Raw genomic sequence first — 23,010 nt, 5'->3', positions numbered from 1 at the left:
GGGCCACATCCATTTACAATATACATCACTTATACGAATATTTTTACAAAATATATTCACCACACAAATATTTAATCTCATCGTATATTGTCTCCGCGCAAAGTATTTATTGCATTACTTGCTTAGACTCTTCGCAATTACCTCTTCATGATGTATTTCTCATTTTGTAAAAACTTATATGCTTGCGAATAGTCGTTGTCTAAAAGGTCGTTATATCTCGTTCTGTTTCGGTTGCCTTGTCGTCATCGGAATATTACAAGCTCTCTTTTCAAAAGTGGTTGAATGGGTTCCCACCTTCTCGCCTCTTTTGTTCCCTACGCTCACCATTTTTTTACTCGTGTTTCACCTGTTTATTGCCTGTTTTATGGCAATGAAATACTGGTGTGATAAGCGGCGACTCTATCTGATTGCGTTCGCCTTTGCCTTTGCCGGTTCGGCACTGTTGATGGTCGGAACGCTGTCCAGCTTTCCAGCGTGGCTGAACCTCTATCAGTTCAACGTCGTGAACTACAACGATGCGATGATCTACTTTATGTTCCGCCACTTTTTAATGGCGGTGTTGTTCATCGTTGCGGCAATACTCTATCCTACGCGCGATTACCCCTTTTCACGGTTGGCGCATATCTCAATTGTGAGCGGGGCGTTCCTCTTTACCGCCTGTGTTGTGGGACTGGCCTGGATATATTCCAGTCACTCGCCCTTCTTATCCATTGACCTGGTTGATAACGAAACCCGTCAGTTTATGGTGCTCTGGAGCCAATCCATAAATATTTCTTTAATTGTCTTCTGGGTGATTTCATTAGTAACGCTGATGTTTGTCACGCGCGTGCGCAATTTATTCTGGGTAGGCGGAAATTTCCTGTGCGTTTGCTATATCGTCACGCTCGCTATGCTGTTAGTAGGCGGACATGCTGAAGATATATCGTGGTATCGCGCCCGGCTATTTGAAACCGTCGCTACGCTGATGATTATTTTTGTACTGCTCTACGACGTTTTCATGCTGTACCGTGATTCCCATTTAAAATATCAGCAGTCATATCAAAATTCGATTCGCGATCCGCTTACGCGCCTGTATAACCGCAGCTATTTTTATGAGTCGTTAAACCAGGCGCTGGACATGGCGAAACCCAGCCGCCCAGTTTCGGTTATCGTCAGCGATCTCGACCGCTTCAAGCGTATCAACGATAACTATGGCCACCTTCAGGGAGACAAAGTCTTACAGTTTGTCGCCAATCTGCTGATGGATTCCGTACGCCCGCAGGACATCGCGGCTCGAATCGGCGGTGAGGAGTTTGTGCTGATGCTGGCCAACACCTCTTCAGATGCAGCCCACCAGGTGGCGGAACGTATTCGGTTGAAGCTAAGCAGCTTTGATAAAACCAGCAGCGGAGGGCAGCTACCTGAGCCGATTACCATCAGCATGGGAGTATTTACGGCGACGTCATCGTCCGTGACCGCAGAAGCGTGCGTGGAGAGTGCCGACAAGGCGATGTATGAAGCGAAGGAGACAGGCCGTAATCGAGTGGTGGTCTTTAAGTAAAAAAAGGCCTTGCTGCTGCAAGGCCTTAGTGTTGATCAGTCGCGAGACTGTAGCTCATGGATGTTTTGCTCAAGGCGAGCAATGAGGCTAATGAGCATTTCCAGCTCCGCCGGTGAAACGCCTGAAAGGATTTCACCGCGCGTTTTGGTAATCACAGCTTCCATTTCAGTAATGATAGGCGCCGCTTTCTCAGTGAGTTTTATCCGCTTGGCGCGACGATCGCTGGCGCAGGTTTGTCGGGAGATCAGCCCCTTCTCTTCCAGCTGGTCAAGCGTGCGCACCAGTGACGGTTGCTCAATGCCTATCGCTTTTGCCAGTTGAATTTGCGACTGGTCGGGCGGCAGCTGATGAATGTTGTGCAGCGTGACCCAATGCGTCTGCGTCAATTCCAGAGGTTTCAGGCGATGGTCAATCAGAGCACGCCAGACGCGTACCAACCTTGCCAGATCAGAACCTAATGGCGATTCCAATTTCATCTCCTTATAATTAGCTTGCTAAGTTATTATACTGATTTTAGAATAGTGTGCAGCATTTGTAATGGCAAAACAAATGCAATACTGCATTCATCTAACTCAAAAGTATGACTTACACTGAATTGTGATGCTTCTTCATACTCAGACAAGCCAACACGGCATTCTGTTCACTGCAAAGGATCTCTGCTCGTGACCTTTTTTCATCGCTCAGAGGGTTTACCCCTCCAGGACCTGATCTTCGGTGCGTCAGTCTACTTTCCCCCTCTGTTTAAGGCCGTGCTGGTGGGCTTTATTCTCTGGCTCATCGCGCATCGCCTGCTTCGCGACTGGATGTATTCCGGCGAAATCTGGCATCCCATGCTGATGGATCTTTCCCTGTTTGCCCTCTGTGTATGCCTGGGCCTTGCTGTTCTGATCGTGTGGTGACTATGCCCCTGAAAACGCTGAAGTACTTTTCCACCCTGTTTGTTCTGGTCCTTGCGCTGGTCGCCGGATGGTGGCTCTGGAATTATTACATGCAGTCTCCCTGGACGCGTGACGGTAAGATTCGCGCTGAGCAGGTCAGCATTACCCCGCAGGTATCGGGAAGCATTACGTCGCTGCTGGTTAAGGATAACCAGTACGTTAAAAAGGGAGAGGTTTTATTCCGAATCGACGACACGCCGTACCATATCGCGATTCTGAATGCCCAGGCGCAGCTGGCAAAAGCCCAGTCTGATCTGGCAAAGGCCAACAACGAGGCCAACCGCCGCCGTCACCTGTCGCAAAACTACATCTCCGCGGAAGATTTAGACACCGCCAACCTCAACGTTAAGGCGATGCAGGCGAGCGTCAACGTGGCTGAGGCGACGCTGAAGCAGGCGCAGTGGGAGCTGACCCAAACCGTGATTACCGCCCCTGTCGATGGATGGGTGACCAACCTTTCCGCCCGCGTGGGTAACTATGCCACCACGGGACAGCCCGTTTTCGCCCTGGTCGACAGCCACTCCTTCTACGTAGTGGGCTACTTCGAAGAGACCAAGCTTCGACATATTCGCGAGGGATCGCCAGCAGCGATTACGCTGTACAGCGGCTCGCAAAGGTTACAGGGTCACGTCTCCAGCATTGGTCGCGCCATTTACGATCAAAGCGTTGAAACAGATTCCGGCCTAGTGCCGGATATCAAGCCGAACGTCCCCTGGGTGCGTCTCGCTCAACGCGTGCCTGTTCGCGTGGAGTTTGACCATTTACCGCAGGGCATCACGCTGGTATCCGGCACCACCTGCACTGTCTCCATCGGAACCCCTTAATGAAGCTGCAGGCGCTCTCCTGGCAAAACTCGCCGTGGATGAAAGCGACGCGTCCTCAGTGGCGCTACGCGCTGCGTAACGGCATTGCCATGTGTCTGGCGCTGACCGTCGCCTATTACCTGAACCTGGATGAGCCCTACTGGGCGATGACTTCTGCCGCAGTGGTGAGTTTTCCCACCGTTGGTGGGGTGATCAGTAAAAGCCTTGGGCGTATCGCCGGCAGCCTGCTGGGTGCCACGGCGGCGTTAATTATCGCCGGCCACACGCTGAACGACCCATGGCTGTTCCTGCTGAGCATGGCGGCATGGCTGGGATGCTGTACCTGGGCCTGCGCCCATTTCACCAACAACGTCGCCTACGCTTTCCAGCTGGCGGGCTATACCGCCGCCATTATTGCCTTCCCGGTGGTGAATGTGCTCGATACCACCGAGCTGTGGGATATTGCACAGGCGCGCGTCTGCGAAGTGATTGTCGGGATCCTCTGCGGCGGATTTATGATGATGATCCTCCCCAGCACTTCCGACGGCAGCGCACTCATCACCGCCCTTAAAACCATGCACACCCGGTTGCTTGAACACGCGAGCCTGCTGTGGCAACCGGATACCAGCGATGAGATCCGTCTCGCCCATGAAAAGGTGATAGGACAGATCCTGACAATGAATCTGCTGCGTATTCAGGCGTTCTGGAGCCACTACCGCTTTCGCCGTCAGAACACCCTGCTTAATTATTTACTGCACCAGCAGCTGCGCATGACCAGCGCCATCTCCAGCCTGCGCCGGATGCTGCTCAACTGGCCGACGCCGCCGGAAAACACGCGCGCGGTGATTGAAACGCTGCTCGCGACCCTTGCGCGCCCGGATGCAGACATCTACACGGTCGCGCGAATAATCGCCCCGCTCGCCCCGGTGGATGAATATGATTATCGCCATCGCGCCTTCTGGCAGCGTCTGAATTATTTTTGCCGACTCTACCTGCGCAGCAGCCGCTGGATTAACGCGGTTGAGAATGCCACGCCGGTCACGGAGTTCAACGTTCCCGGGAGCCCGGCTCTCGCCCGCCATACTGACTACCTGGAAGCGCTGTGGAGCGGTTTTCGTACCTTTTGCGCGCTGATGCTGGTGGGCGCGTGGAGTATCACCACGCAGTGGGAGTCCGGTACGGCGGCCCTGACGCTCGCCGCCATCAGCTGCGTGCTTTACTCCGTCGCGGCCTCGCCGTTTAACTCGCTGACGCTCCTGCTGCGCACCCTGGTGCTGCTGTCGCTGTTCAGTTTCGTGGTGAAGTTTGGCCTGATGGTGCAGATAAGCGATCTCTGGCAGTTCCTGCTGTTCCTCTTTCCGCTGTTGACCACCATGCAGCTACTCAAGCTGCAGATGCCGAAGCTGGCGGGCCTTTGGGGACAGCTGATTGTCTTTATGGGCTCGTTTATCTCCGTGACGAATCCACCGGTGTACGATTACGCCGATTTTCTCAATGACAACCTGGCAAAGATCCTCGGCGTGGGGCTGGCGTGGCTGGCCTTCGCGGTGCTGCGTCCCGGCTCCGATGCCCGCAAAAGCCGCAGGCATATCCGGGAGTTACGCCGGGGGTTTGTCGACCAGCTCAGCCGCAAACCGCATCTTCGTGAGAGTGAATATGAATCGCTGGTTTATCATCACGTCAGCCAGCTCAATAACAGCCAGGACGCGCTTTCCCGGCGCTGGCTGCTGCGCTGGGGCGTGGTGCTGCTGAACTGCTCGCACGTGGTCTGGCAGCTTCGCGGGTGGGAAACGCGTTCCGACCCGCTGTCGCAGGTGCGTGACGTTTGCATCTCCCTGCTGCGTGATGTCATGAGCGAACGCGGGGTCCAGCAGCGGCCGCTGGAAGCCACGCTGAATGAACTGCAGCGGATCTGCGATACGCTTGCACGACATCATCTCCCCGCCGCCCGCGATTTGGCCTCGATAATCTGGCGGCTGCACTGCTCGCTGTCGCAGCTGGAACAGGCACCACCGCCGGGTACGATTGGGGATCAGATCACGCCGCAAGCATAACGCGCCCCGCCGCCGCCAAGCGGTTTAGGCTGATCGGACATATTGTCGCCGCCGACGTGGATCATCAGCGCTTTGCCTTTCACCTCATCCAGCTTTTTAAGCCGCGGCGCGACAACGGGATCGGTGGCTTTACCGTCGTTATTGACCACCAGCACGGGCAGATCGCCCAGATGTCCCATGCCTTCGGGGCCCTCATGCTTACCGGAGTGCTGCGGGTCAAGGTGACCGCCTGCCGCTTCCGCAGCCGACGCTTTCCCCTCTTTTAACGCGGGCTGACAGCTTCCTTTGGCGTGAACATGAAAACCATGCTCACCGGGAGGGAGTGCTTTGAGGTTGGGAGCGAACTCCAGTCCTTTATCGGTTTCCGTGATTTTCACCGTACCGATGGACTGACCCACACCCTGAGAGGTGACGAGATTCATTTCCACTTCGTCGCTGGCTGCCTGCGCCCCTGCGCAAACAACCAGCGCGACCATTGCCAGAGCAAAACGCTTCATATGACCTCCGCTGGTTATTTTTTGCCCCTTAAGTGTATACCAGGGGCAAAGATTTCACCGGAAAGTCATCTTCTGGCGGTTTATGGCACGTCGTAACCCAGCGCAGCCTTGCGGATGCGGAACCACTGCTGGCGGGTCATCTGCAGCTCTTCAGCGGCCAGTGCAGAACGCACGCGTTCAATTTTGCCAGAACCAATAATCGGCAGCGGTTTTGACGGCAGGCGCAGGATCCAGGCGTAAACCACCTGTTCGATGCTCTCCGCGTTCAGCTCGCGGGCGATGGTGTCCAGCTCGTTACGCAGCGGCTGGAATTCATCATCATTGAACAGGCGTCCGCCTCCCAGGCATGACCAGGCCATCGGGCGAATGCGCAGCTGCTGCAGCTGGTCAAGCGTACCGTCCAGCAGCAGCGGCTGGTGTACCGGGGAGATCTCCACCTGGTTGGTGGCCAGGGTAAACGGCAGACGAGACTGAAGCAGCGCAAACTGCGCCGGGGTAAAGTTGGAAACGCCAAAGTGACGCACTTTGCCGCTCTGATGCAGGTTCAGGAAGGCTTCTGCCACCTCATCGGCATCCATGAGCGGGTCCGGACGGTGGATTAACAGCAGGTCGATACGGTCGGTCGCCAGGTTGACCAGAGACTGCTCAGCGCTCTTGATGATATGCGCGCTGTCGGTGATGTAATGCCCAAGGGCGTGTTCCGGTTTTGCCGTGGTGGCAATCCCGCACTTCGTGACGATCTCCATGCGGTCGCGGAGTGCCGGAACCAGCTTGAGCGCCTCGCCGAATGCGGCTTCACACTGATAGCCACCGTAAATATCCGCATGGTCGACCGTGGTAACGCCCAGATCGATATGCTCTTCAATAAAGCTCGCCAGCTGGAGGGGGGACATATTCCAGTCCATCAGGCGCCAGTAGCCCATCACAAAACGGGAGAATTCTGGCCCCTGGGGGGCAAGGGTAATTCGCTGAACCATAACATTTTCCTCAAGGACGTGATGTCATGAGTATACGCAATTACCGTGTTAAAAAAGTGAAGGTTGCTGGGGTTCTTCGGTCTCACCGGCTTTGTTTGCGCGTATTTTGCGCAGAAGACGCTGACGGCAGAGGCGTAACACCTCCTGCTTTTGCGTGTCGCTAAAGTTTTGCCAGTTAAAACGCTCGTCGCGGGTACGCATGCACCCGCGGCAATATCCGCGTTCATCCACCTGACAAATCCCACGGCACGGGCTCTGGATGGGGAAAAACTCCAGCTGCTCTGCCACACTCACCTCCGGATAACCACTCTCACCTACAGTGAAGACGCTAAACGCGCCACGTGCAAGGCCCATACCACAGATTTGTGGCATTAAGGTTTCACTAATCTTCCTTCTTTATACTCGGCCCATCATGACAATGACAGGTTTACCGATCGATGTGGTTAATCAAAAAGTTACAATGTAACGATATTAAATTTACTCTGGGCTGTGCACTCTTCTTTACTCTAATCAACGGGCTGTTTATCCAGCGCAGCTGGGCCATTATTGCCCCTGCGCACCTGCACGACATCCTCTTTGCCGCGTCCGTACCGCTGGTGCTGTTTTGCGGCTGGGTGATTGTCTTTAGCCTGCTGAATATCCCCTATATCCGTAAGCCGCTGCTGATCGTCTTAACGGTCGGATGCGCCGCGGCTACCTACTTTATGTACACCTACGGCGCGGTGATCGATCAGAACATGATTGTGAACGTGTTCGAAACCAACTCTCAGGAAGCGACAGCCCTGGTGACCCCGCAGATGATTCTGTGGATTGTTATCGCAGGCCTCGTTCCCTCCGTGGTGCTGGCGTTGACCCGCATTCGTACCGGGAAATGGTGGTATGCCCTGCTGACGCGCGTCGCCGCGATGCTCGGTGCCCTGCTGGTGATTATCCTGATTGCGGCGCTGTTTTATAAAGATTACGCGTCGCTGTTTCGCAACAACAAAAGCATCGTCAAAATGGTGACCCCGGCCAACTATGTCAGCGCCGTGGTGAAGTACAGCAAAATGCGCTGGTTTGCCGGCGATCAAACGCTGGTGCGGATTGGCGAAGATGCCCATAAAGGACCGTTGATTTCCGGCCAGCAAAAGAAAACCGTTCTGGTGCTGGTCGTTGGGGAAGCCTCTCGCGCGGCGAACTACTCCCTGAATGGTTACGATCGTGAAACGAACCCGGAGCTGAAAAAGCAGGATGTGATTAACTTCCCGCAGGCCTCCTCATGCGGCACCGAAACCGCCGTTTCCGTTCCGTGCATGTTCTCGGGCATGACGCGCAGCAAATACGATGCCGACCTGGCTCACCATCAGGAAGGCCTGCTCGATGTGCTCAAGCATGCGGGGATCAACCTGCTCTGGCGCGACAACGACGGCGGCTGTAAAGGCGCCTGCGATCGCGTGCCGCATACCGATATGACGCAGTGGAATCTGGATCAGTTCTGCAAAGACAAATCCTGTATTGATGATGTGAATTTCTACCGTCTGGACAACGTGCTGGATGGTCTGAAGCAGGACACGGTGCTGGTTATCCACCTGATGGGGAGCCACGGTCCGGCATACTATCGCCGTTACCCGGACAATTTCCGTAAATTCACCCCAACCTGTGACACCAATGAAATTCAGGATTGCGACCATCAGGCGCTGATGAATACCTATGACAACACCATCCTGTATACCGACAGCATGGTCAGCAAAACCATTGATGCCCTGAAAGCGCGCCAGGCAAGCATGAACACCGCCCTGATTTATCTCTCGGATCACGGTGAGTCACTGGGTGAAAGCGGCATTTATCTGCACGGTACGCCGTACATGCTGGCGCCGGAGCAGCAAACGCACATTCCGTTTATGTTCTGGCTGTCACCGGACTACGCGAAAAACTTTGGCATCAATGAACAGTGTTTACGCGACCACGCTGCAAAAAATGCGGTTTCCCAGGACAATTTATTCTCGACCGTGCTGGGTATGATGGACGTGAAATCAAACGTTTATCAACAACAGCTGGATATTCTGAACGCATGTCGGCAATAAACTCGCTTGCATTAGACCGAACGGTCTATTAGAGTGCGGCCATGAGCAGAAATACTGAACACGATACCCGCGAACATCTCCTGGCAACCGGCGAGCGTCTTTGCATGCATCGCGGGTTTACCGGTATGGGGTTGAGCGAGTTATTAAAAACCGCTGAGGTACCGAAGGGGTCGTTTTATCACTACTTCCGGTCCAAAGAAGCCTTTGGCGTGGCAATGCTGGAGCGTCATTACGCGGGCTACCACCAGCGTCTGGCGACCCACTTTGCGTCGGGTGAAGGAAACTATCGGGATCGTGTTCTGAACTACTATCAGGAAACGCTGAACCAGTTCTGTCAGCAGGGCATTATCAGCGGATGCCTGACGGTCAAGCTGTCTGCCGAGGTGTGCGATCTTTCCGAAGATATGCGCTCGGCGATGGATAAGGGTGCCCGCGGCGTGATCGCCCTGCTGGCCCAGGCGCTGGAAAAAGGCCGCGACGAAAAAACGCTGGCCTTTACCGGCGACCCCTTAATGCAGTCTCAGGTGCTCTATTCCCTGTGGTTAGGGGCCAATCTGCAGGCAAAAATTTCGCGCAGTGCCGTGCCGCTGGAAAGCGCTCTGGCACATGTGAAAAACAGCATTACTGCGCCTGGCGTATAACGGGCGCTTTTTATTTACCTTATTACTAGTCGACTGGTCTACTCAGGAGTCTTTATGTCAGCTGAAAAACTGTTTACCCCATTGAAAGTGGGTGCCGTCACGGCGCCAAACCGCGTGTTCATGGCTCCGCTGACCCGTCTGCGCAGCATTGAGCCGGGTGACATCCCCACCCCGCTGATGGGCGAATACTACCGTCAACGCGCAAGCTCTGGCCTCATCATCACCGAAGCCACGCAGATCTCTGCTCAGGCGAAGGGTTACGCCGGTGCGCCGGGCCTCCATAGCCCGGAACAGATCGCGGCATGGCAGAAAATCACCGCGGGCGTTCACGCTGAAGAGGGTCGTATTGCGGTCCAGCTGTGGCATACCGGTCGTATCTCACACAGCAGCATCCAGCCTGGCGGTCAGGCACCGGTCTCCGCGTCGGCCCTGAGCGCCAATACCCGTACGTCCCTGCGCGATGAAAACGGTAACGCGATCCGCGTGGATACCTCTATGCCGCGCGCGCTGGAGCTGGACGAAATCCCGGGGATTGTTAACGACTTCCGTCAGGCCGTGGCCAACGCCCGTGAAGCCGGCTTTGACCTGATTGAACTGCACTCCGCGCATGGCTATCTGCTGCACCAGTTCCTGTCACCGTCGTCAAACCACCGCACCGATCAGTACGGCGGCAGCGTCGAAAACCGCGCCCGTCTGGTGCTGGAAGTGGTGGATGCGGTATGCAAGGAGTGGAGCCCGGACCGTATCGGGATCCGCGTCTCCCCAATCGGGTCTTTCCAGAACGTCGACAACGGCCCGAACGAGGAAGCGGACGCGCTTTATCTGATTGAAGAGCTGGCCAAGCGCGGTATTGCCTATCTGCACATGTCCGAGCCTGACTGGGCTGGCGGTAAGCCTTACACTGAAGCCTTCCGCCAGAAAGTGCGCGAGCGCTTCCACGGCGTGATCATCGGTGCAGGCGCCTATACCCCAGAGAAAGCCGAAGACCTGATCGGCAAAGGGCTGATTGATGCCGTCGCGTTTGGCCGCGACTACATCGCCAACCCGGATCTGGTTGCCCGTCTGCAGAAAAAAGCGGCGCTGAACCCGCAGCGTCCGGAAAGCTTCTACGGCGGCGGCGCGGAAGGCTACACCGACTACCCTTCTCTGTAATCTCGCCATTGTTCATTGATAGCGGCGACACTTCGCCGCTATACTAAAACATCGTTTCTGTTCAAAAAGCTTTTTATTCCATTGGTTAATGAGGAAATTATGCGCCTACTTCACACCATGCTGCGCGTTGGCGACCTGCAACGTTCAATCGATTTCTACACTAACGTCCTGGGCATGAAGCTGCTGCGCACCAGCGAAAACCCGGAATACAAATACTCGCTGGCATTCGTGGGTTACGGCCCGGAAACGGATGAAGCGGTGATCGAGCTGACCTACAACTGGGGCGTTGACAGCTATGAGCTGGGCACGGCCTACGGCCATATCGCGCTGGAAGTGGACAACGCGGCCGACGCGTGCGAACGCATTCGCAAAAATGGAGGTAACGTTACGCGCGAAGCGGGACCGGTAAAAGGCGGCACCACCGTGATTGCGTTTGTGGAAGATCCGGACGGTTACAAAATCGAGCTGATTGAAGCCAAAGACGCCGGTCGCGGTCTGGGCAACTGATCCCTCAGGGCGCAACGTGCGCCCGTAGTTTTACTGCATCACCCCGCAAAATTTGCCATAATGCGCTCTGCTTTTTCCCCATGTAAGAGACCCTGATGTCCGATAACGCTCAATTTAGCGGTCTGTGCGACCGTTTTCGTGGTTTTTATCCCGTTGTCATTGATGTAGAAACAGCCGGATTTAACGCTAAAACCGATGCGCTGCTCGAAATTGCCGCCATCACGCTGAAGATGGATGAACAGGGCTGGCTTACACCGGACACCACGCTGCATTTCCACGTTGAACCTTTCGAAGGGGCAAACTTACAGCCGGAAGCGCTGGCGTTTAACGGTATCGATCCGCATAACCCGCTGCGCGGTGCCGTCAGTGAATATGATGCGCTGCACGCCATTTTTAAAATGGTGCGCAAAGGCATGAAGGAGAGCAACTGCAGCCGCGCCATTATGGTGGCTCATAACGCCACCTTCGATCACAGCTTTACCATGGCCGCCGCCGAGCGGGCCGCGCTCAAGCGCAATCCCTTCCACCCGTTTGTGACCTTCGATACCGCCGCGCTGAGCGGCCTGGCGCTGGGACAAACGGTGTTATCAAAGGCCTGTATTACGGCTGGCATTCCGTTCGATGGCACGCAGGCGCACTCCGCGCTGTATGACACGGAGCGTACCGCAGAGCTGTTCTGTGAGATCGTCAACCGCTGGAAGCGTCTGGGCGGCTGGCCGCTGCCGATGGATGATGAGGCCGAGCGCCAATCGTAGGTCGGGTAAGCGCAGCGCCACCCGACAAAAAAAAAGCGACCACATAGCAGGTCGCTTTTTTATTTCCGCAGAAAGTTACTCTGCGTCCGGCTCTTCCGTTTTGTACTTCGCCGCGGTTTCTTTGATCAGCTGCTGCAGTTCGCCGCGCTGATACATTTCAATCAGGATATCGCAGCCGCCAACCAGTTCACCGTCTACCCACAGCTGTGGGAAGGTCGGCCAGTTCGCGTACTTAGGCAGCTCAGCGCGGATGTCCGGGTTCTGCAGGATATCAACGTAAGCAAAACGCTCACCACAGGCAGACAGCGCCTGAACCGCTTGCGCGGAGAAGCCGCAGCTTGGCAGCTTTGGAGAACCTTTCATATACAGCAGAATCGGGTTTTCAGCGATCTGGCGCTGGATTTTTTCAATAGTGGTGCTCATGTCTTGCTTCCTTTAACTTCTGTTACGGCATTCGTCTGACATTGTAGCGGTTCAGACTGGCATCGGAAAATAACATTTTTGTCACGTATAGACATTCTACTCCGAGTGATGAAAAGTTGCATTGCAAATGGTGTTTACCCCTGCGTCAGTCAGGGTTTTGCTTAGGGAATGGGCAAATGTACGACAGAACGATGAATTTTTTTGCACTTGCTAACGAAACAGGATCGTAGATTGAAAAATGCTATTAACTTTCTGGCTTTTTATGGATTAGAATCGACGGGCTTTGTAAATCACACGCGGGTATTATTGATGACCTGCATTTATCAGGGGACTGCCCAGTGGCGCGGATAACTAAAATCTCGATCACGCTCTGTGCTTTACTGTTTACTTCACTCACCTTCACGCCAGTGGCAAACGCCTCTCAGCAGGCGCGGCATTCTGCTGTACAAAAAAACCATCTGGTGAAAGCCACAGAACGTAAGAAAAAAACCACCGCTAAGAACGACAAGAAAAAGACAACCACACAGACTAAAAAAACCGCTTCCAGCAAGACGAAAACCACTTCTTCCCGCACTGCCCACACCGCCAAAAGTAAAGCTTCGCAAACCGCCGCTAACCTCGTGACTGAAAAATGCATCGCGCGTAAAGGCCATAAGGCGAAATGCACCAAGGTCACAAAAATAGCGGAAGTGCATAAAGTGCGCGTCCAGAAAGCGCAAAAAACCGCAATGAACAAGCTGATGGGGCAGATTGGCAAACCGTATCACTGGGGCGGGACTTCGCCACGTACCGGTTTTGACTGCAGCGGCCTCGTCTATTACGCCTATAAAGATCTGGTCAAGTTCCGCATTCCGCGTACCGCCAACGAGATGTACCACCTGCGCGACGCTTCCCCGGTCAACCGTGGAGAGCTGGAGAATGGCGATCTGGTCTTCTTCCGCACGCAGGGCCGCGGGACGGCTGACCACGTTGGCGTCTATGTCGGCAACGGAAAATTCATCCAGTCACCGCGTAGCGGCCAGGATATTCAGATCACCTCGCTCAGTGAAGACTACTGGGTGCGCCATTACGTCGGCGCGCGTCGCGTGATGACGCCGAAAACCATTCGCTAACCCCTGCCCTGCCACACCCGTGGCAGGGTAAGTTCCTCTTTTGCATACTCTTTCAATTTGCTATCCTGTCCTTGTTGTCTGTGTGGTTATTGGCAACACAAAATACAATAAGGAGAGAAGCAATGTCGTTCGAATTACCTGCACTACCGTATGCAAAAGACGCCCTGGCCCCGCACATTTCTGCGGAAACCCTGGAATATCACTACGGCAAGCATCACCAGACGTACGTCACCAACCTGAATAACCTGATCAAGGGCACCGATTTTGAAGGCAAAACGCTGGAAGAGATCGTCCGCAGCGCTGAGGGTGGCGTATTCAACAACGCCGCTCAGGTGTGGAACCACACCTTCTACTGGCACTGCCTGGCGCCAAACGCCGGTGGCGAACCTGTCGGTGAACTGGCTACCGCCATCAACGCCGCCTTTGGCAGCTTCGCGGAATTCAAAGCGAAGTTCACCGATGCCGCCATCAAGAACTTCGGTTCAGGCTGGACGTGGCTGGTCAAAGAGGCGGATGGCAAACTGGCTATCGTGTCTACCTCTAACGCAGGCACCCCGCTGACCACCAGCGCGAAGCCGCTGATGACCGTGGACGTATGGGAACACGCTTACTACATCGATTACCGCAACGCGCGCCCTAACTACCTGGAGCACTTCTGGGCACTGGTTAACTGGGACTTTGTGGCGAAGAACTTCGCCGCGTAAGAGACACGCAGAAGGGTTCGCCCTTCTGCGTTTTTGGTTTATTCCGCAGCGCAGGCTGCTTCTGGCTGTTTACGACCCGACATCATCACCAGCAGCAGACCGAGCGCGGCAATAATCGCCCCCATCACCGGCACAAAACTGTACCCCAGCCCACCGGAAATCACGGCCCCACCGGCCGCCGCACCGAGCGCATTGCCCAGGTTGAAAGCACCAATATTGACCGAGGATGAGAGGCCCGGCGCTTCATGCGCGACGCGCATCACGCGCATTTGCAGCGGTGGCACCACCGCGAACGTTGCAGCCCCCCAGACGACCATTGCGATCGCGGCACCAAACTCGTTACGCGCCAGCCACGGAATGGCGATCATGATAACAATCAGCAGGGTTAAGAAGCCCTTCAGCGTTCCGCTCACGGAACGGTCGGCAAATTTCCCGCCGAGATAGTTGCCAATCGAGAAGCCTACGCCAATCAGCACCAGCATCGCGGTCACAAAGAGAGGCGTTGCGTGGGTGATGTCATGCAGCACAGGTGAAATATAGGTATAGAGGGTAAACATCGCCCCTGCCCCCAGCACGGTGGTCAGCAGCGCGGAGAGCACCTGCGGGCGCATCAGCACCGCCAGCTCCTTACGCACTTCCGGACGTTCTCCGGCGCTGCCCTTTGGCAGGGAGAAGAACAAGGCCACCATCGCGACCACGCCCAGTCCGGCCGTCGCCAGGAAGGACATCCGCCAGCCAATGACCTCGCCCAGCCAGGTTGCCGCAGGAACGCCGCCGATGTTAGCGATGGTCAGGCCCATAAACATGGTGGCCACGGCGCTGGCCTGCTTGTGTTTCGGCACAACGCTTGCCGCCACAACCGACCCCAGCCCAAAGAACGCGCCGTGGTTAAGGCTGGTCAGAATACGCGACAGCATCAACGTGGTGTAGTCCGGCGAAATGGCCGAAAGCACGTTGCCGAGGGTGAAAATCGCCATCAGGAAAATCAGCGCATTGCGGCGCGCGCGGTGTGAAAGAAGAAGCGTCATCAGCGGCGCCCCCACCATCACGCCAATGGCGTAGGCGCTGATTAACATGCCGGCCGCAGGGATCGAGACGTCCACGCCGCGGGCGATAACGGGCAGTAACCCCATCGGGGAAAATTCAGTGGTGCCAATCCCAAAAGCGCCAATCGCCAGGGCCAGCAGGGGAAAATTGATTTTCATGCGTCAACTCCGGATGCCGTGTCATGTGGTGACACAGAACAAAGAAGCGGAAAGCATGACATCAATCACAAAAAATGAGAAGTTAACAAAATGGCAAAAGATTTTTGCCTTAGGAGTAACAATCGGGGGGAGCGGGAGGGAGAAGGCTCTCCCTCCGCGTAAATCAGTGCAGCGCGGCCGTCAGACCCGCCGCGACAATCAGAGCCAGCACAACCACGGTGGTGAACAGCGAAAACTTCAGATCGGAACTCATCAATTTTTCTCCTTTTAATCCCCCCACGAAAAGTGAGCCTGCTCATTTTTGCATAATTTACGTCAAAAATCTTCCTGGATTTAGGCTGATAAACACTTTACCTCTTCCCCTTTTCATCAAGATAGGACAAAATTCCACGCTAAATTTATTAGCGTACCGGCCATTGACCCCCTCCTGACGTCCCGTGTCGTTTTCCCGGCGTGCCGCAATTCAAGATTGCGTGATAAGGGTGAGAGAAGGCAAACGTTTACCTTCAAGTTTTTCAGGAGTTTAGGATATGGTCTGGAGTGACATTTAATGGCAACAATTAAAGACGTAGCAAAACGCGCAAACGTTTCCACTACAACCGTATCACATGTAATTAACAAAACCCGCTTTGTGGCGGAAGAGACGCGCAACGCCGTCTGGGCAGCAATCAAAGAGCTGCACTATTCGCCAAGTGCGGTTGCGCGCAGCCTCAAGGTTAATCACACCAAATCCATTGGATTGCTGGCCACCAGCAGTGAAGCGGCCTATTTTGCCGAGATCATAGAAGCGGTAGAGAAGAACTGCTTCCAGAAAGGCTATACCCTGATTCTGGGCAACGCGTGGAACAGCATAGAAAAACAGCGCGCCTACCTGTCGATGATGGCGCAAAAGCGCGTCGATGGCCTGCTGGTGATGTGTTCCGAGTACCCGGAATCCGTGCTGTCGATGCTGGAAGAGTATCGCCATATCCCCATGGTGGTCATGGACTGGGGTGAAGCGCGCGCGGACTTCACCGACTCCGTTATCGACAACGCCTTCGAAGGCGGTTACATGGCGGGTCGTTACCTGATCGAACGCGGTCACCGCGAGATTGGCGTGATCCCGGGTCCGCTGGAGCGTAACACCGGCGCGGGCCGTCTGGCCGGTTTTATGAAAGCGATGGAAGAAGCGCTGATTGCCGTGCCGGAAAACTGGATCGTACAGGGCGACTTTGAGCCGGAATCAGGCTACCGCGCGATGCAGCAGATCGTTTCCCAGCAGCACCGCCCGACCGCCGTTTTCTGCGGGGGTGACATCATGGCCATGGGCGCGCTCTGCGCCGCCGATGAGCTGGGTCTGCGCGTACCGCAGGATATTTCCGTGATCGGGTATGACAACGTGCGCAACGCGCGCTTCTTCACCCCGGCGCTGACAACCATTCACCAGCCAAAAGATTCGCTGGGCGAAACGGCCTTCAATATGCTGCTGGACAGGATCGTCAACAAGCGCGAAGAGTCGCAGTCCATTGAAGTTCACCCGCGCCTGATTGAACGCCGTTCCGTTGCGGACGGTCCGTTCCGCGACTACCGTCGTTAATCCCTTTACGGGGCCAGCTACGCTGGCTCCCGTAACCATTCCCGGTTTAGGGTTTCGCTGTCCCCCAGATAATCCAGCAGCCAGGCCATGGCGGGCGAGACATCATTTTGTTGCCAGGTCAGGCAGCAGGCCGCGTCCGGGAACGGATTCTCCAGCGTCAGTTCAACCCATTCTCCGGTATCGATGCGCGGACGCGCAAAATGAGCGGGCACCATCGCGACGCACAGCCCGGCGCTGAGGCACGTCGCCGATGATTCCCAGTCAGGGGCCACCACCCGCCGCTGGTTGTCCAGAAGCCAGGTGATACGCTTGGGCAATGAACGGGACGTATCCTCCAGCACCAGCGACGGCCAGTTGCGCAGCGTATCGTCGCTCAGCGGACCTTCCATCGCTGCCAGAGGATGATCGCTGGCCACCACGCATTTCCAGCTCAGCATCCCCATGTCGCGAAAGGCGTAACGTCCCCCGACCGGGATCGCCTGCGTCGCGCCAATCGCCATCTCCGCCCTGCCGTCCGCCAGCGCATCCCAGACGCCGTTGAACACCTCCTGCGAGACCCGTAGCTCGACGTCAGAGAAATGACGATAGAAATCCACGATCATTTGTCGGGTGCGTTCCGGCTTCACGATGTTATCTACCGCGATGGCGAGATGCCCCCGCCAGCCGTTGGCGATCTGCTGACACTGTTCGCGGGTGATCTGCATTTTTTTGATAACAGAACGCCCTTCTTTCAAAAACCATGCTCCGGCGGGCGTTAATTCCACGTCGCGATGCCGCCGTTCAAACAGCGGAACCGCCAACCACTCCTCAAGCTGACGCACCGTGTAGCTGATGGCCGAAGGGACGCGGTGCAACTCCTGCGCTGCACCGCTAAAGCTGCCGTTACGCGCAACAGCATCGACCACTTCAAGAGAATAATCTGACCACATTTTCTGCCTGCAAAAAATTTGAATGCACCCGCCAAATATTAGCGTTTCACAAGCCGCTTTGCACTCCCTACACTCTGCGCCAACGTACACCTGCCTCCTCAGGAGAATAAAAGAATGCAACCCAGGAAAGGATTTTTAGTCTGGCTCGGCGGCTTAAGCGTGCTGGGCTTTTTGGCCACCGACATGTACCTGCCCGCGTTTGCTGCGATGCAGGAAGACCTGCAAACCCCTGCGGCGGCCATCAGCGCCAGCCTGAGCCTGTTCCTTGCCGGTTTTGCTTTCGCCCAGCTGCTCTGGGGACCGCTCTCGGATCGCTTCGGCCGTAAACCGGTGCTGCTGCTGGGTCTGGCCATTTTTGCCGTGGGCTGCCTGGGGATGCTGTGGGTGCGCGATGCTACCTGGCTGCTGGTGCTGCGTTTCGTTCAGGCCGTGGGCGTCTGTGCCGCGGCGGTGACCTGGCAGGCGCTGGTGACCGACTACTACCCGGCTAATCGCACAAACCGTATTTTCGCCACCATTATGCCGCTGGTGGGCCTCTCCCCTGCCCTGGCTCCGCTGCTGGGCAGCTGGATCCTCGCGCACTTTGACTGGCAGGCCATTTTTGCCACGCTGTTTGCCATCACGCTGGTGCTGATGCTGCCGGCGTTTGCCCTTAAGCCCGCGCATAAAAAAGAGGCGCATGCCGACGCGACGCCGATTACCTTCACCTCCCTGCTGAGCGCCAAGGCGTATCGCGGGAATGTCCTGATTTATGCCGCCTGTTCGGCCAGCTTCTTCGCGTGGCTCACCGGCTCGCCGTTTATTCTGCACGATATGGGCTACAGCCCGGCGGCCATCGGTCTGAGCTATGTTCCGCAGACCATCGCGTTCCTGGTGGGCGGGTACGGCTGCCGCGCGGCGCTGCAAAAATGGGAAGGTCAGCAGATGCTGCCATGGCTGCTGGTGCTCTATGCGCTGAGCGTCATCGGTACCTGGGCCGTCGGGTTTATTCCGGGCGCGGGTCTGGCTGAAATTTTGGTCCCCTTCTGCGTGATGGCCGTGGCAAACGGAGCGATTTATCCGATCGTGGTGGCACAGGCGTTACGTCCGTTCCCGCAGGCGACAGGCCGCGCCGCCGCGCTGCAAAATACCCTGCAGCTGGGTCTGTGCTTCCTCGCAAGTCTGGTGGTCTCGGCGCTGATTGCGACGCCGCTGTTAACCACCACCAGCGTGATGCTGTTCACCGTAGCGCTGGCGGTATTGGGTTTCCGCATGCAGGCGTCCGCGCAGCGCGAGCAGGATAACGGCGCACAGGTGGAAACTTCGCATGCCTGATTGCGCCTGAAATCATGTTACATTTCAGTGATTAGGTTGCTAACAATTTTCTATTGAATCACCAAATTTTGAGGCCTATACTAAATTTGGTTCGATTAAATACGATAAATATTAAGTGTTAACGGGAGCCGGAGTGCTCCCGTTTTACCATGGAAGGCATTTCGGCAAGGGTTATCTCCCTTCCTCTGTTCTACGTCGGATACTAGCCTCGCGGTATTTACCGTGAGATTTCTCACAAACCAAAAAAAGCGTCTACGCTGTTTGAAGGTTCTGATCACATCAGGGTGATGGAGAAGCTATGAGTTCATCGTGTATAGAAGAAGTCAGCGTTCCGGACGACAACTGGTCCCGGATCGTCAGTGAACTGTTAGGTCGAGCAGGCATCACTATCAACGGATCTTCGCCATCCGATCCCCAGGTTAAGCATCCCGACTTTTTTAAACGCGTGTTGCGGGAAGGATCGTTAGGCCTGGGAGAAAGCTATATGGACGGCTGGTGGGAGTGCGAACGTCTGGATATCTTTTTTGCCAGCGTGTTGCGCGCCGGTCTGGAAAATCAACTCCCCCGCAATCTGAAAGACACCCTGCGTGTCGCCTCTGCCCGACTGTTTAACTTGCAAAGTAAAAAACGCGCATGGATCGTCGGCAAAGAACATTACGATCTCGGCAACGACCTGTTCAGCCGCATGCTGGACCCTTTCATGCAATATTCCTGCGCCTACTGGAAAGACGCGTCGACGCTTGAGGAAGCACAGCAGGCCAAGCTGCGCCTGATCAGCGAGAAGCTGCAGCTACAGCCCGGCATGCGCGTGCTGGATATCGGCTGCGGCTGGGGCGGGCTGGCGTATTTTATGGCGAAGCACTACGGCGTCAGCGTGGTCGGCGTGACGATCTCAGCGGAACAGCAAAAAATGGCGCGGGAGCGCTGTCAGGGTCTTGACGTGGATATCCGGCTGCAGGACTACCGTGACCTGAACGAGCAGTTCGACCGGATCGTTTCCGTCGGCATGTTCGAGCACGTGGGGCCAAAAAACTACGACACCTACTTTGAGGTGGTGGATCGTAATTTGAAACCGGACGGCCTCTTCCTGCTGCACACCATCGGCTCTAAGCGGACCGACAACAACGTTGACCCGTGGATCAATAAATACATCTTTCCGAATGGCTGTTTACCGTCCGTTCGCCAGATTGCCAACGCCAGTGAATCCCATTTCGTGATGGAAGACTGGCATAACTTTGGCGCGGACTACGACACCACCTTAATGGCGTGGCATGAACGTTTCCAGAAAGCCTGGCCCGAGATTGCGGACAACTATTCAGAACGATTTAAACGGATGTTTAGCTATTATCTGAATGCCTGCGCGGGGGCGTTTCGCGCACGGGATATTCAGCTCTGGCAGGTAGTATTCAGCCGGGGGATCGAACACGGACTGCGTGTCGCACGCTAAAAAAATAACCCCGGATAGCCGGGGTTATTTTTTATTCTTCTTCTGCGGTCTTTATTATTGCGGCTTCTTTTGCTGCCAGCACGCGCTCAACCGTATCAACCACGGCCTGGGTTTGCGGATCGATTTCGATATTCACGCGATGCCCCAATTTTTTCGCGCCCAGCGTGGTGCGCTGCAGCGTTTCAGGAATTAAATGCACGCAAAAACGCGTTGGCGTCACCTCTCCCACCGTCAGGCTAATCCCGTCAATGCCAATAAATCCTTTATAGAGGATGTATTTCATTAATGACGGGTCCTGCATTTTAAACCAGATTTGACGGTTATTTTCCGAGGTCACGATTTTCGCCACTTCGGCAGTGGTCATGATGTGCCCGGACATCAAATGGCCGCCAATCTCATCGCTGAACTTCGCCGCGCGCTCAACGTTGACGGTATCGCCTACCACCAGCTCGCCCAGGTTAGTGATCCGCAGCGTCTCTTTCATTAAATCAAAGCTAATCTGGTTGCCGTTAATTTCGGTCACGGTCAGGCAGCAGCCGTTATGGGCAATCGAGGCGCCGGTTTCGATGCCCTCAAGCATATATTCCGGCAGCTCAACAACATGAGTACGGAAATTAGGTTTTTCATCAATGGACACCACTTTGGCAGTGCCCTGCACAATACCAGTAAACATGCTTACAACTCCTGTTTTTTCCGAACGGTGATGACACCGTTTAATCCCTCCACAATAACAGTTGGAAAAACAGGTTGCCAGCGGAGCGCATTTTCTGGCGATTTTTTCACTAGATAAATAGCTAAAGCCCGCTACAATAGCTGGCACCCCCCTGCATTTTCTTCTTGCTGCCCGTTTCGGCGGCTTTTTTAGTCTCTCATATAACTACAAAATAAAGGTGTTCACGTGCAGAAGTACATGAATGAAGCGCGCCAGTTATTGGCACTGGCTATACCCGTGATCGTCGCGCAGGTGGCCCAGACCGCAATGGGATTTGTGGATACGGTAATGGCAGGTGGCTACAGCGCCACCGACATGGCGGCCGTTGCTATCGGCACGTCAATCTGGCTTCCGGCCATCCTGTTCGGCCACGGTCTGCTGCTCGCGCTCACGCCTGTTATCGCTCAGCTCAATGGCTCGGGGCGCCGCGAGCGCATTGCCCATCAGGTCCGCCAGGGTTTCTGGCTGGCCGGGTTTGTCTCTGTGCTGATCATGGTCGTGCTCTGGAACGCGGGCCATATCATTCGCGCTATGCATAACATTGACCCGGCCCTGGCGGACAAAGCCGTGGGCTATCTGCGCGCCCTGCTCTGGGGGGCACCTGGATATCTCTTCTTCCAGGTGGCGCGTAACCAGTGTGAAGGTCTGGCGAAAACCAAGCCCGGCATGGTGATGGGCTTTATCGGGTTGCTGGTCAACATTCCCGTTAACTATGTTTTTATTTACGGTCATTTCGGGATGCCGGAGCTGGGCGGCGTCGGCTGCGGCGTGGCGACGGCCGCCGTTTACTGGGTCATGTTCTTCTCAATGCTGACCTTCGTGAAGCGCGCCCGCTCCATGCGCGATATTCGTAACGAGAACAGATTCAGCACGCCGGACTGGAACATCATGACGCGCCTGGTGCAGTTAGGGTTGCCGATTGCCCTTGCGCTGTTCTTTGAGGTGACCCTGTTTGCCGTGGTCGCCCTGCTGGTCTCCCCGCTGGGCATTGTGAACGTCGCCGGGCATCAGATTGCGCTCAACTTCAGCTCCCTGATGTTTGTCCTGCCGATGTCGCTGGCCGCAGCAGTGACGATTCGCGTGGGCTTCCGCCTGGGGCAAGGCTCGACGCTCGATGCGCAAACCGCCGCGCGCACCGGACTGGGCGTCGGTGTCTGCATGGCCATTTGCACGGCGCTTTTTACCGTGGCGCTGCGCGAGCAGATTGCCCTGCTCTACAACGACAATCCGGAAGTCGTCGCGCTGGCCTCGCACCTGATGCTGCTGGCCGCGATTTACCAGATTTCGGACTCCATCCAGGTGATTGGCAGCGGGGTGCTGCGCGGCTATAAAGACACGCGTTCCATTTTCTTTATCACCTTCATCGCCTACTGGGTGCTGGGTCTGCCGTGTGGGTATATTCTGGCCCTGACCGACCTGGTGGTTGACCGCATGGGACCCGCGGGGTTCTGGATGGGCTTTATCATCGGCCTGACGTCGGCGGCAATTATGATGATGTTGCGCATGCGCTTCCTGCAGCGCCAGCCATCAACGATCATTTTGCAACGCGCTGCACGTTAAATACGCAGTAGCCGCCACCCGGCGGCTACTTTCTCTTCACTTTGCGCGGTAATGCAGCAATCGCGTGAAATCAGAGAGAAAATTGCATTTTCCCTCTTGCC

The 23,010-nt window shown here is 55.5% G+C and carries 24 protein-coding genes; 15 read left to right on the top strand and 9 right to left on the bottom strand.

Annotated features, from left to right (window positions below; all coding sequences use genetic code 11):
• The first annotated feature begins 178 nt into the window (after positions 1–178).
• The gene (locus L362_RS16995) at positions 179–1,540 is read left to right on the top strand and encodes a sensor domain-containing diguanylate cyclase (protein WP_023343974.1); all 1,362 of its coding nucleotides are present in this window, start codon (positions 179–181) and stop codon (positions 1,538–1,540) included.
• A gap of 35 nt (positions 1,541–1,575) precedes the next feature.
• Here the strand turns inward: L362_RS16995 and slyA are convergent, their stop codons facing one another.
• Positions 1,576–2,016, bottom strand: a complete 441-nt coding sequence (slyA, locus tag L362_RS17000) for a transcriptional regulator SlyA (RefSeq protein WP_021241135.1) — start codon at positions 2,014–2,016, stop codon at positions 1,576–1,578.
• A 186-nt stretch (positions 2,017–2,202) separates the two neighbouring features.
• On the opposite strand from slyA, the gene L362_RS17005 reads away from it, so the two are divergent.
• Genes L362_RS17005 through L362_RS17015 form a run of 3 tightly spaced genes read left to right on the top strand, consistent with a single transcriptional unit; the run spans position 2,203 to position 5,335 of the window.
• Positions 2,203–2,439 carry a DUF1656 domain-containing protein gene (locus L362_RS17005; protein ID WP_008500581.1) on the top strand — a complete coding sequence of 79 codons (237 nt, stop codon included), beginning with the start codon at positions 2,203–2,205 and terminating at the stop codon, positions 2,437–2,439.
• A 2-nt stretch (positions 2,440–2,441) separates the two neighbouring features.
• Positions 2,442–3,302, top strand: coding sequence for an efflux RND transporter periplasmic adaptor subunit (locus L362_RS17010; protein WP_023292627.1), 861 nt, complete (start codon positions 2,442–2,444; stop codon positions 3,300–3,302).
• Positions 3,302–5,335, top strand: coding sequence for an FUSC family protein (locus L362_RS17015; RefSeq protein ID WP_023343973.1), 2,034 nt, complete (start codon positions 3,302–3,304; stop codon positions 5,333–5,335). The genes L362_RS17010 and L362_RS17015 overlap by 1 nt, the downstream gene beginning before the upstream one ends.
• On the opposite strand, the gene sodC is transcribed toward L362_RS17015, so the two are convergent.
• The 3 genes from sodC to L362_RS0122870 all read right to left on the bottom strand — a co-directional run bounded on the left by sodC (position 5,314) and on the right by L362_RS0122870 (position 7,097).
• Positions 5,314–5,832 (bottom strand): superoxide dismutase [Cu-Zn] SodC, encoded by a 519-nt coding sequence (sodC, locus tag L362_RS17020; RefSeq protein ID WP_023343972.1) that lies wholly within the window; start codon positions 5,830–5,832, stop codon positions 5,314–5,316. The genes L362_RS17015 and sodC overlap by 22 nt on opposite strands.
• 80 nt (positions 5,833–5,912) lie before the next feature.
• A complete protein-coding gene (locus tag L362_RS17025) occupies positions 5,913–6,809 on the bottom strand; it encodes an aldo/keto reductase (protein WP_021241132.1) in 897 nt (298 codons plus the stop codon).
• A 48-nt stretch (positions 6,810–6,857) separates the two neighbouring features.
• Positions 6,858–7,097 carry a DUF1289 domain-containing protein gene (locus tag L362_RS0122870; protein WP_008500587.1) on the bottom strand — a complete coding sequence of 80 codons (240 nt, stop codon included), beginning with the start codon at positions 7,095–7,097 and terminating at the stop codon, positions 6,858–6,860.
• Between the two features lie 149 nt (positions 7,098–7,246).
• On the opposite strand from L362_RS0122870, the gene eptA reads away from it, so the two are divergent.
• The 5 genes from eptA to rnt all read left to right on the top strand — a co-directional run bounded on the left by eptA (position 7,247) and on the right by rnt (position 11,927).
• Entirely contained in the window at positions 7,247–8,872 is a 1,626-nt protein-coding gene (eptA, locus tag L362_RS17030) for a phosphoethanolamine transferase EptA (RefSeq protein ID WP_023343970.1), read from the top strand.
• A gap of 41 nt (positions 8,873–8,913) precedes the next feature.
• A complete protein-coding gene (locus L362_RS17035; RefSeq protein WP_008500589.1) occupies positions 8,914–9,513 on the top strand; it encodes a TetR/AcrR family transcriptional regulator in 600 nt (199 codons plus the stop codon).
• Between the two features lie 54 nt (positions 9,514–9,567).
• Positions 9,568–10,665, top strand: coding sequence for an alkene reductase (locus L362_RS17040; protein WP_008500590.1), 1,098 nt, complete (start codon positions 9,568–9,570; stop codon positions 10,663–10,665).
• A gap of 99 nt (positions 10,666–10,764) precedes the next feature.
• Positions 10,765–11,172 carry a lactoylglutathione lyase gene (gloA, locus tag L362_RS17045; RefSeq protein ID WP_008500591.1) on the top strand — a complete coding sequence of 136 codons (408 nt, stop codon included), beginning with the start codon at positions 10,765–10,767 and terminating at the stop codon, positions 11,170–11,172.
• A 95-nt stretch (positions 11,173–11,267) separates the two neighbouring features.
• The gene (gene rnt, locus L362_RS17050; protein WP_008500592.1) at positions 11,268–11,927 is read left to right on the top strand and encodes a ribonuclease T; all 660 of its coding nucleotides are present in this window, start codon (positions 11,268–11,270) and stop codon (positions 11,925–11,927) included.
• A 75-nt stretch (positions 11,928–12,002) separates the two neighbouring features.
• Here the strand turns inward: rnt and grxD are convergent, their stop codons facing one another.
• Positions 12,003–12,350, bottom strand: coding sequence for a monothiol glutaredoxin 4 (gene grxD, locus L362_RS17055; protein ID WP_003832760.1), 348 nt, complete (start codon positions 12,348–12,350; stop codon positions 12,003–12,005).
• Between the two features lie 338 nt (positions 12,351–12,688).
• Here grxD and L362_RS17060 point away from each other — a divergent pair, with 338 nt between their 5' ends.
• Positions 12,689–13,462, top strand: a complete 774-nt coding sequence (locus L362_RS17060) for a C40 family peptidase (protein ID WP_023343969.1) — start codon at positions 12,689–12,691, stop codon at positions 13,460–13,462.
• 122 nt (positions 13,463–13,584) lie between these two features.
• Positions 13,585–14,166, top strand: a complete 582-nt coding sequence (gene sodB / locus L362_RS17065) for a superoxide dismutase [Fe] (RefSeq protein ID WP_021241127.1) — start codon at positions 13,585–13,587, stop codon at positions 14,164–14,166.
• A 38-nt stretch (positions 14,167–14,204) separates the two neighbouring features.
• Here sodB and L362_RS17070 read toward each other — a convergent pair whose 3' ends face one another.
• Positions 14,205–15,371: an MFS transporter gene (locus L362_RS17070; RefSeq protein ID WP_021241126.1), complete on the bottom strand. Its 1,167-nt coding sequence runs from the start codon at positions 15,369–15,371 to the stop codon at positions 14,205–14,207.
• Positions 15,372–15,534: 163 nt separating this feature from the next.
• The gene (locus L362_RS24600) at positions 15,535–15,624 is read right to left on the bottom strand and encodes a cytochrome bd-I oxidase subunit CydH (protein WP_008500596.1); all 90 of its coding nucleotides are present in this window, start codon (positions 15,622–15,624) and stop codon (positions 15,535–15,537) included.
• A gap of 297 nt (positions 15,625–15,921) precedes the next feature.
• Here L362_RS24600 and purR point away from each other — a divergent pair, with 297 nt between their 5' ends.
• Positions 15,922–16,947 (top strand): HTH-type transcriptional repressor PurR, encoded by a 1,026-nt coding sequence (gene purR / locus L362_RS17080; protein WP_023343968.1) that lies wholly within the window; start codon positions 15,922–15,924, stop codon positions 16,945–16,947.
• Positions 16,948–16,964: 17 nt separating this feature from the next.
• On the opposite strand, the gene punR is transcribed toward purR, so the two are convergent.
• Positions 16,965–17,876, bottom strand: coding sequence for a DNA-binding transcriptional activator PunR (punR, locus tag L362_RS17085; RefSeq protein ID WP_008500598.1), 912 nt, complete (start codon positions 17,874–17,876; stop codon positions 16,965–16,967).
• A 114-nt stretch (positions 17,877–17,990) separates the two neighbouring features.
• Between punR and punC the strand changes: the two genes are divergently transcribed.
• Entirely contained in the window at positions 17,991–19,190 is a 1,200-nt protein-coding gene (punC, locus tag L362_RS17090; RefSeq protein ID WP_023343967.1) for a purine nucleoside transporter PunC, read from the top strand.
• A gap of 298 nt (positions 19,191–19,488) precedes the next feature.
• Complete coding sequence (gene cfa, locus L362_RS17095; RefSeq protein WP_008500601.1) at positions 19,489–20,637, top strand: cyclopropane fatty acyl phospholipid synthase; 1,149 nt, start codon at positions 19,489–19,491, stop codon at positions 20,635–20,637.
• 31 nt (positions 20,638–20,668) lie between these two features.
• On the opposite strand, the gene L362_RS17100 is transcribed toward cfa, so the two are convergent.
• Entirely contained in the window at positions 20,669–21,310 is a 642-nt protein-coding gene (locus L362_RS17100) for a riboflavin synthase (RefSeq protein ID WP_008500602.1), read from the bottom strand.
• A gap of 225 nt (positions 21,311–21,535) precedes the next feature.
• Here L362_RS17100 and mdtK point away from each other — a divergent pair, with 225 nt between their 5' ends.
• Positions 21,536–22,909, top strand: a complete 1,374-nt coding sequence (gene mdtK, locus L362_RS17105) for an MdtK family multidrug efflux MATE transporter (protein WP_021241123.1) — start codon at positions 21,536–21,538, stop codon at positions 22,907–22,909.
• Positions 22,910–23,010 lie beyond the last annotated feature (101 nt).

The sequence above is a fragment of the Enterobacter sp. MGH 16 genome, from assembly GCF_000493175.1.
In the GTDB taxonomy this organism is placed as follows: Bacteria; Pseudomonadota; Gammaproteobacteria; order Enterobacterales; family Enterobacteriaceae; genus Enterobacter; species Enterobacter roggenkampii.
This window is presented reverse-complemented; position numbering and strand designations above follow the sequence as displayed.

Excerpts from the sequence above, each read along its gene's own strand:
- punC (WP_023343967.1), top strand. The coding sequence starts at position 17,991 with ATGCAACCCAGGAAAGGATTTTTAGTCTGGCTCGGCGGCTTAAGCGTG.
- L362_RS17040 (WP_008500590.1), top strand. The coding sequence starts at position 9,568 with ATGTCAGCTGAAAAACTGTTTACCCCATTGAAAGTGGGTGCCGTCACG.
- purR (WP_023343968.1), top strand. The coding sequence starts at position 15,922 with ATGGCAACAATTAAAGACGTAGCAAAACGCGCAAACGTTTCCACTACA.
- L362_RS17100 (WP_008500602.1), bottom strand. The coding sequence starts at position 21,310 with ATGTTTACTGGTATTGTGCAGGGCACTGCCAAAGTGGTGTCCATTGAT.
- L362_RS24600 (WP_008500596.1), bottom strand. The coding sequence starts at position 15,624 with ATGAGTTCCGATCTGAAGTTTTCGCTGTTCACCACCGTGGTTGTGCTG.
- sodB (WP_021241127.1), top strand. The coding sequence starts at position 13,585 with ATGTCGTTCGAATTACCTGCACTACCGTATGCAAAAGACGCCCTGGCC.
- rnt (WP_008500592.1), top strand. The coding sequence starts at position 11,268 with ATGTCCGATAACGCTCAATTTAGCGGTCTGTGCGACCGTTTTCGTGGT.
- slyA (WP_021241135.1), bottom strand. The coding sequence starts at position 2,016 with ATGAAATTGGAATCGCCATTAGGTTCTGATCTGGCAAGGTTGGTACGC.
- cfa (WP_008500601.1), top strand. The coding sequence starts at position 19,489 with ATGAGTTCATCGTGTATAGAAGAAGTCAGCGTTCCGGACGACAACTGG.
- L362_RS16995 (WP_023343974.1), top strand. The coding sequence starts at position 179 with ATGCTTGCGAATAGTCGTTGTCTAAAAGGTCGTTATATCTCGTTCTGT.
- eptA (WP_023343970.1), top strand. The coding sequence starts at position 7,247 with ATGTGGTTAATCAAAAAGTTACAATGTAACGATATTAAATTTACTCTG.
- sodC (WP_023343972.1), bottom strand. The coding sequence starts at position 5,832 with ATGAAGCGTTTTGCTCTGGCAATGGTCGCGCTGGTTGTTTGCGCAGGG.
- L362_RS17010 (WP_023292627.1), top strand. The coding sequence starts at position 2,442 with ATGCCCCTGAAAACGCTGAAGTACTTTTCCACCCTGTTTGTTCTGGTC.
- L362_RS17035 (WP_008500589.1), top strand. The coding sequence starts at position 8,914 with ATGAGCAGAAATACTGAACACGATACCCGCGAACATCTCCTGGCAACC.
- punR (WP_008500598.1), bottom strand. The coding sequence starts at position 17,876 with ATGTGGTCAGATTATTCTCTTGAAGTGGTCGATGCTGTTGCGCGTAAC.
- grxD (WP_003832760.1), bottom strand. The coding sequence starts at position 12,350 with ATGAGCACCACTATTGAAAAAATCCAGCGCCAGATCGCTGAAAACCCG.
- L362_RS17025 (WP_021241132.1), bottom strand. The coding sequence starts at position 6,809 with ATGGTTCAGCGAATTACCCTTGCCCCCCAGGGGCCAGAATTCTCCCGT.
- L362_RS17070 (WP_021241126.1), bottom strand. The coding sequence starts at position 15,371 with ATGAAAATCAATTTTCCCCTGCTGGCCCTGGCGATTGGCGCTTTTGGG.
- L362_RS17015 (WP_023343973.1), top strand. The coding sequence starts at position 3,302 with ATGAAGCTGCAGGCGCTCTCCTGGCAAAACTCGCCGTGGATGAAAGCG.
- gloA (WP_008500591.1), top strand. The coding sequence starts at position 10,765 with ATGCGCCTACTTCACACCATGCTGCGCGTTGGCGACCTGCAACGTTCA.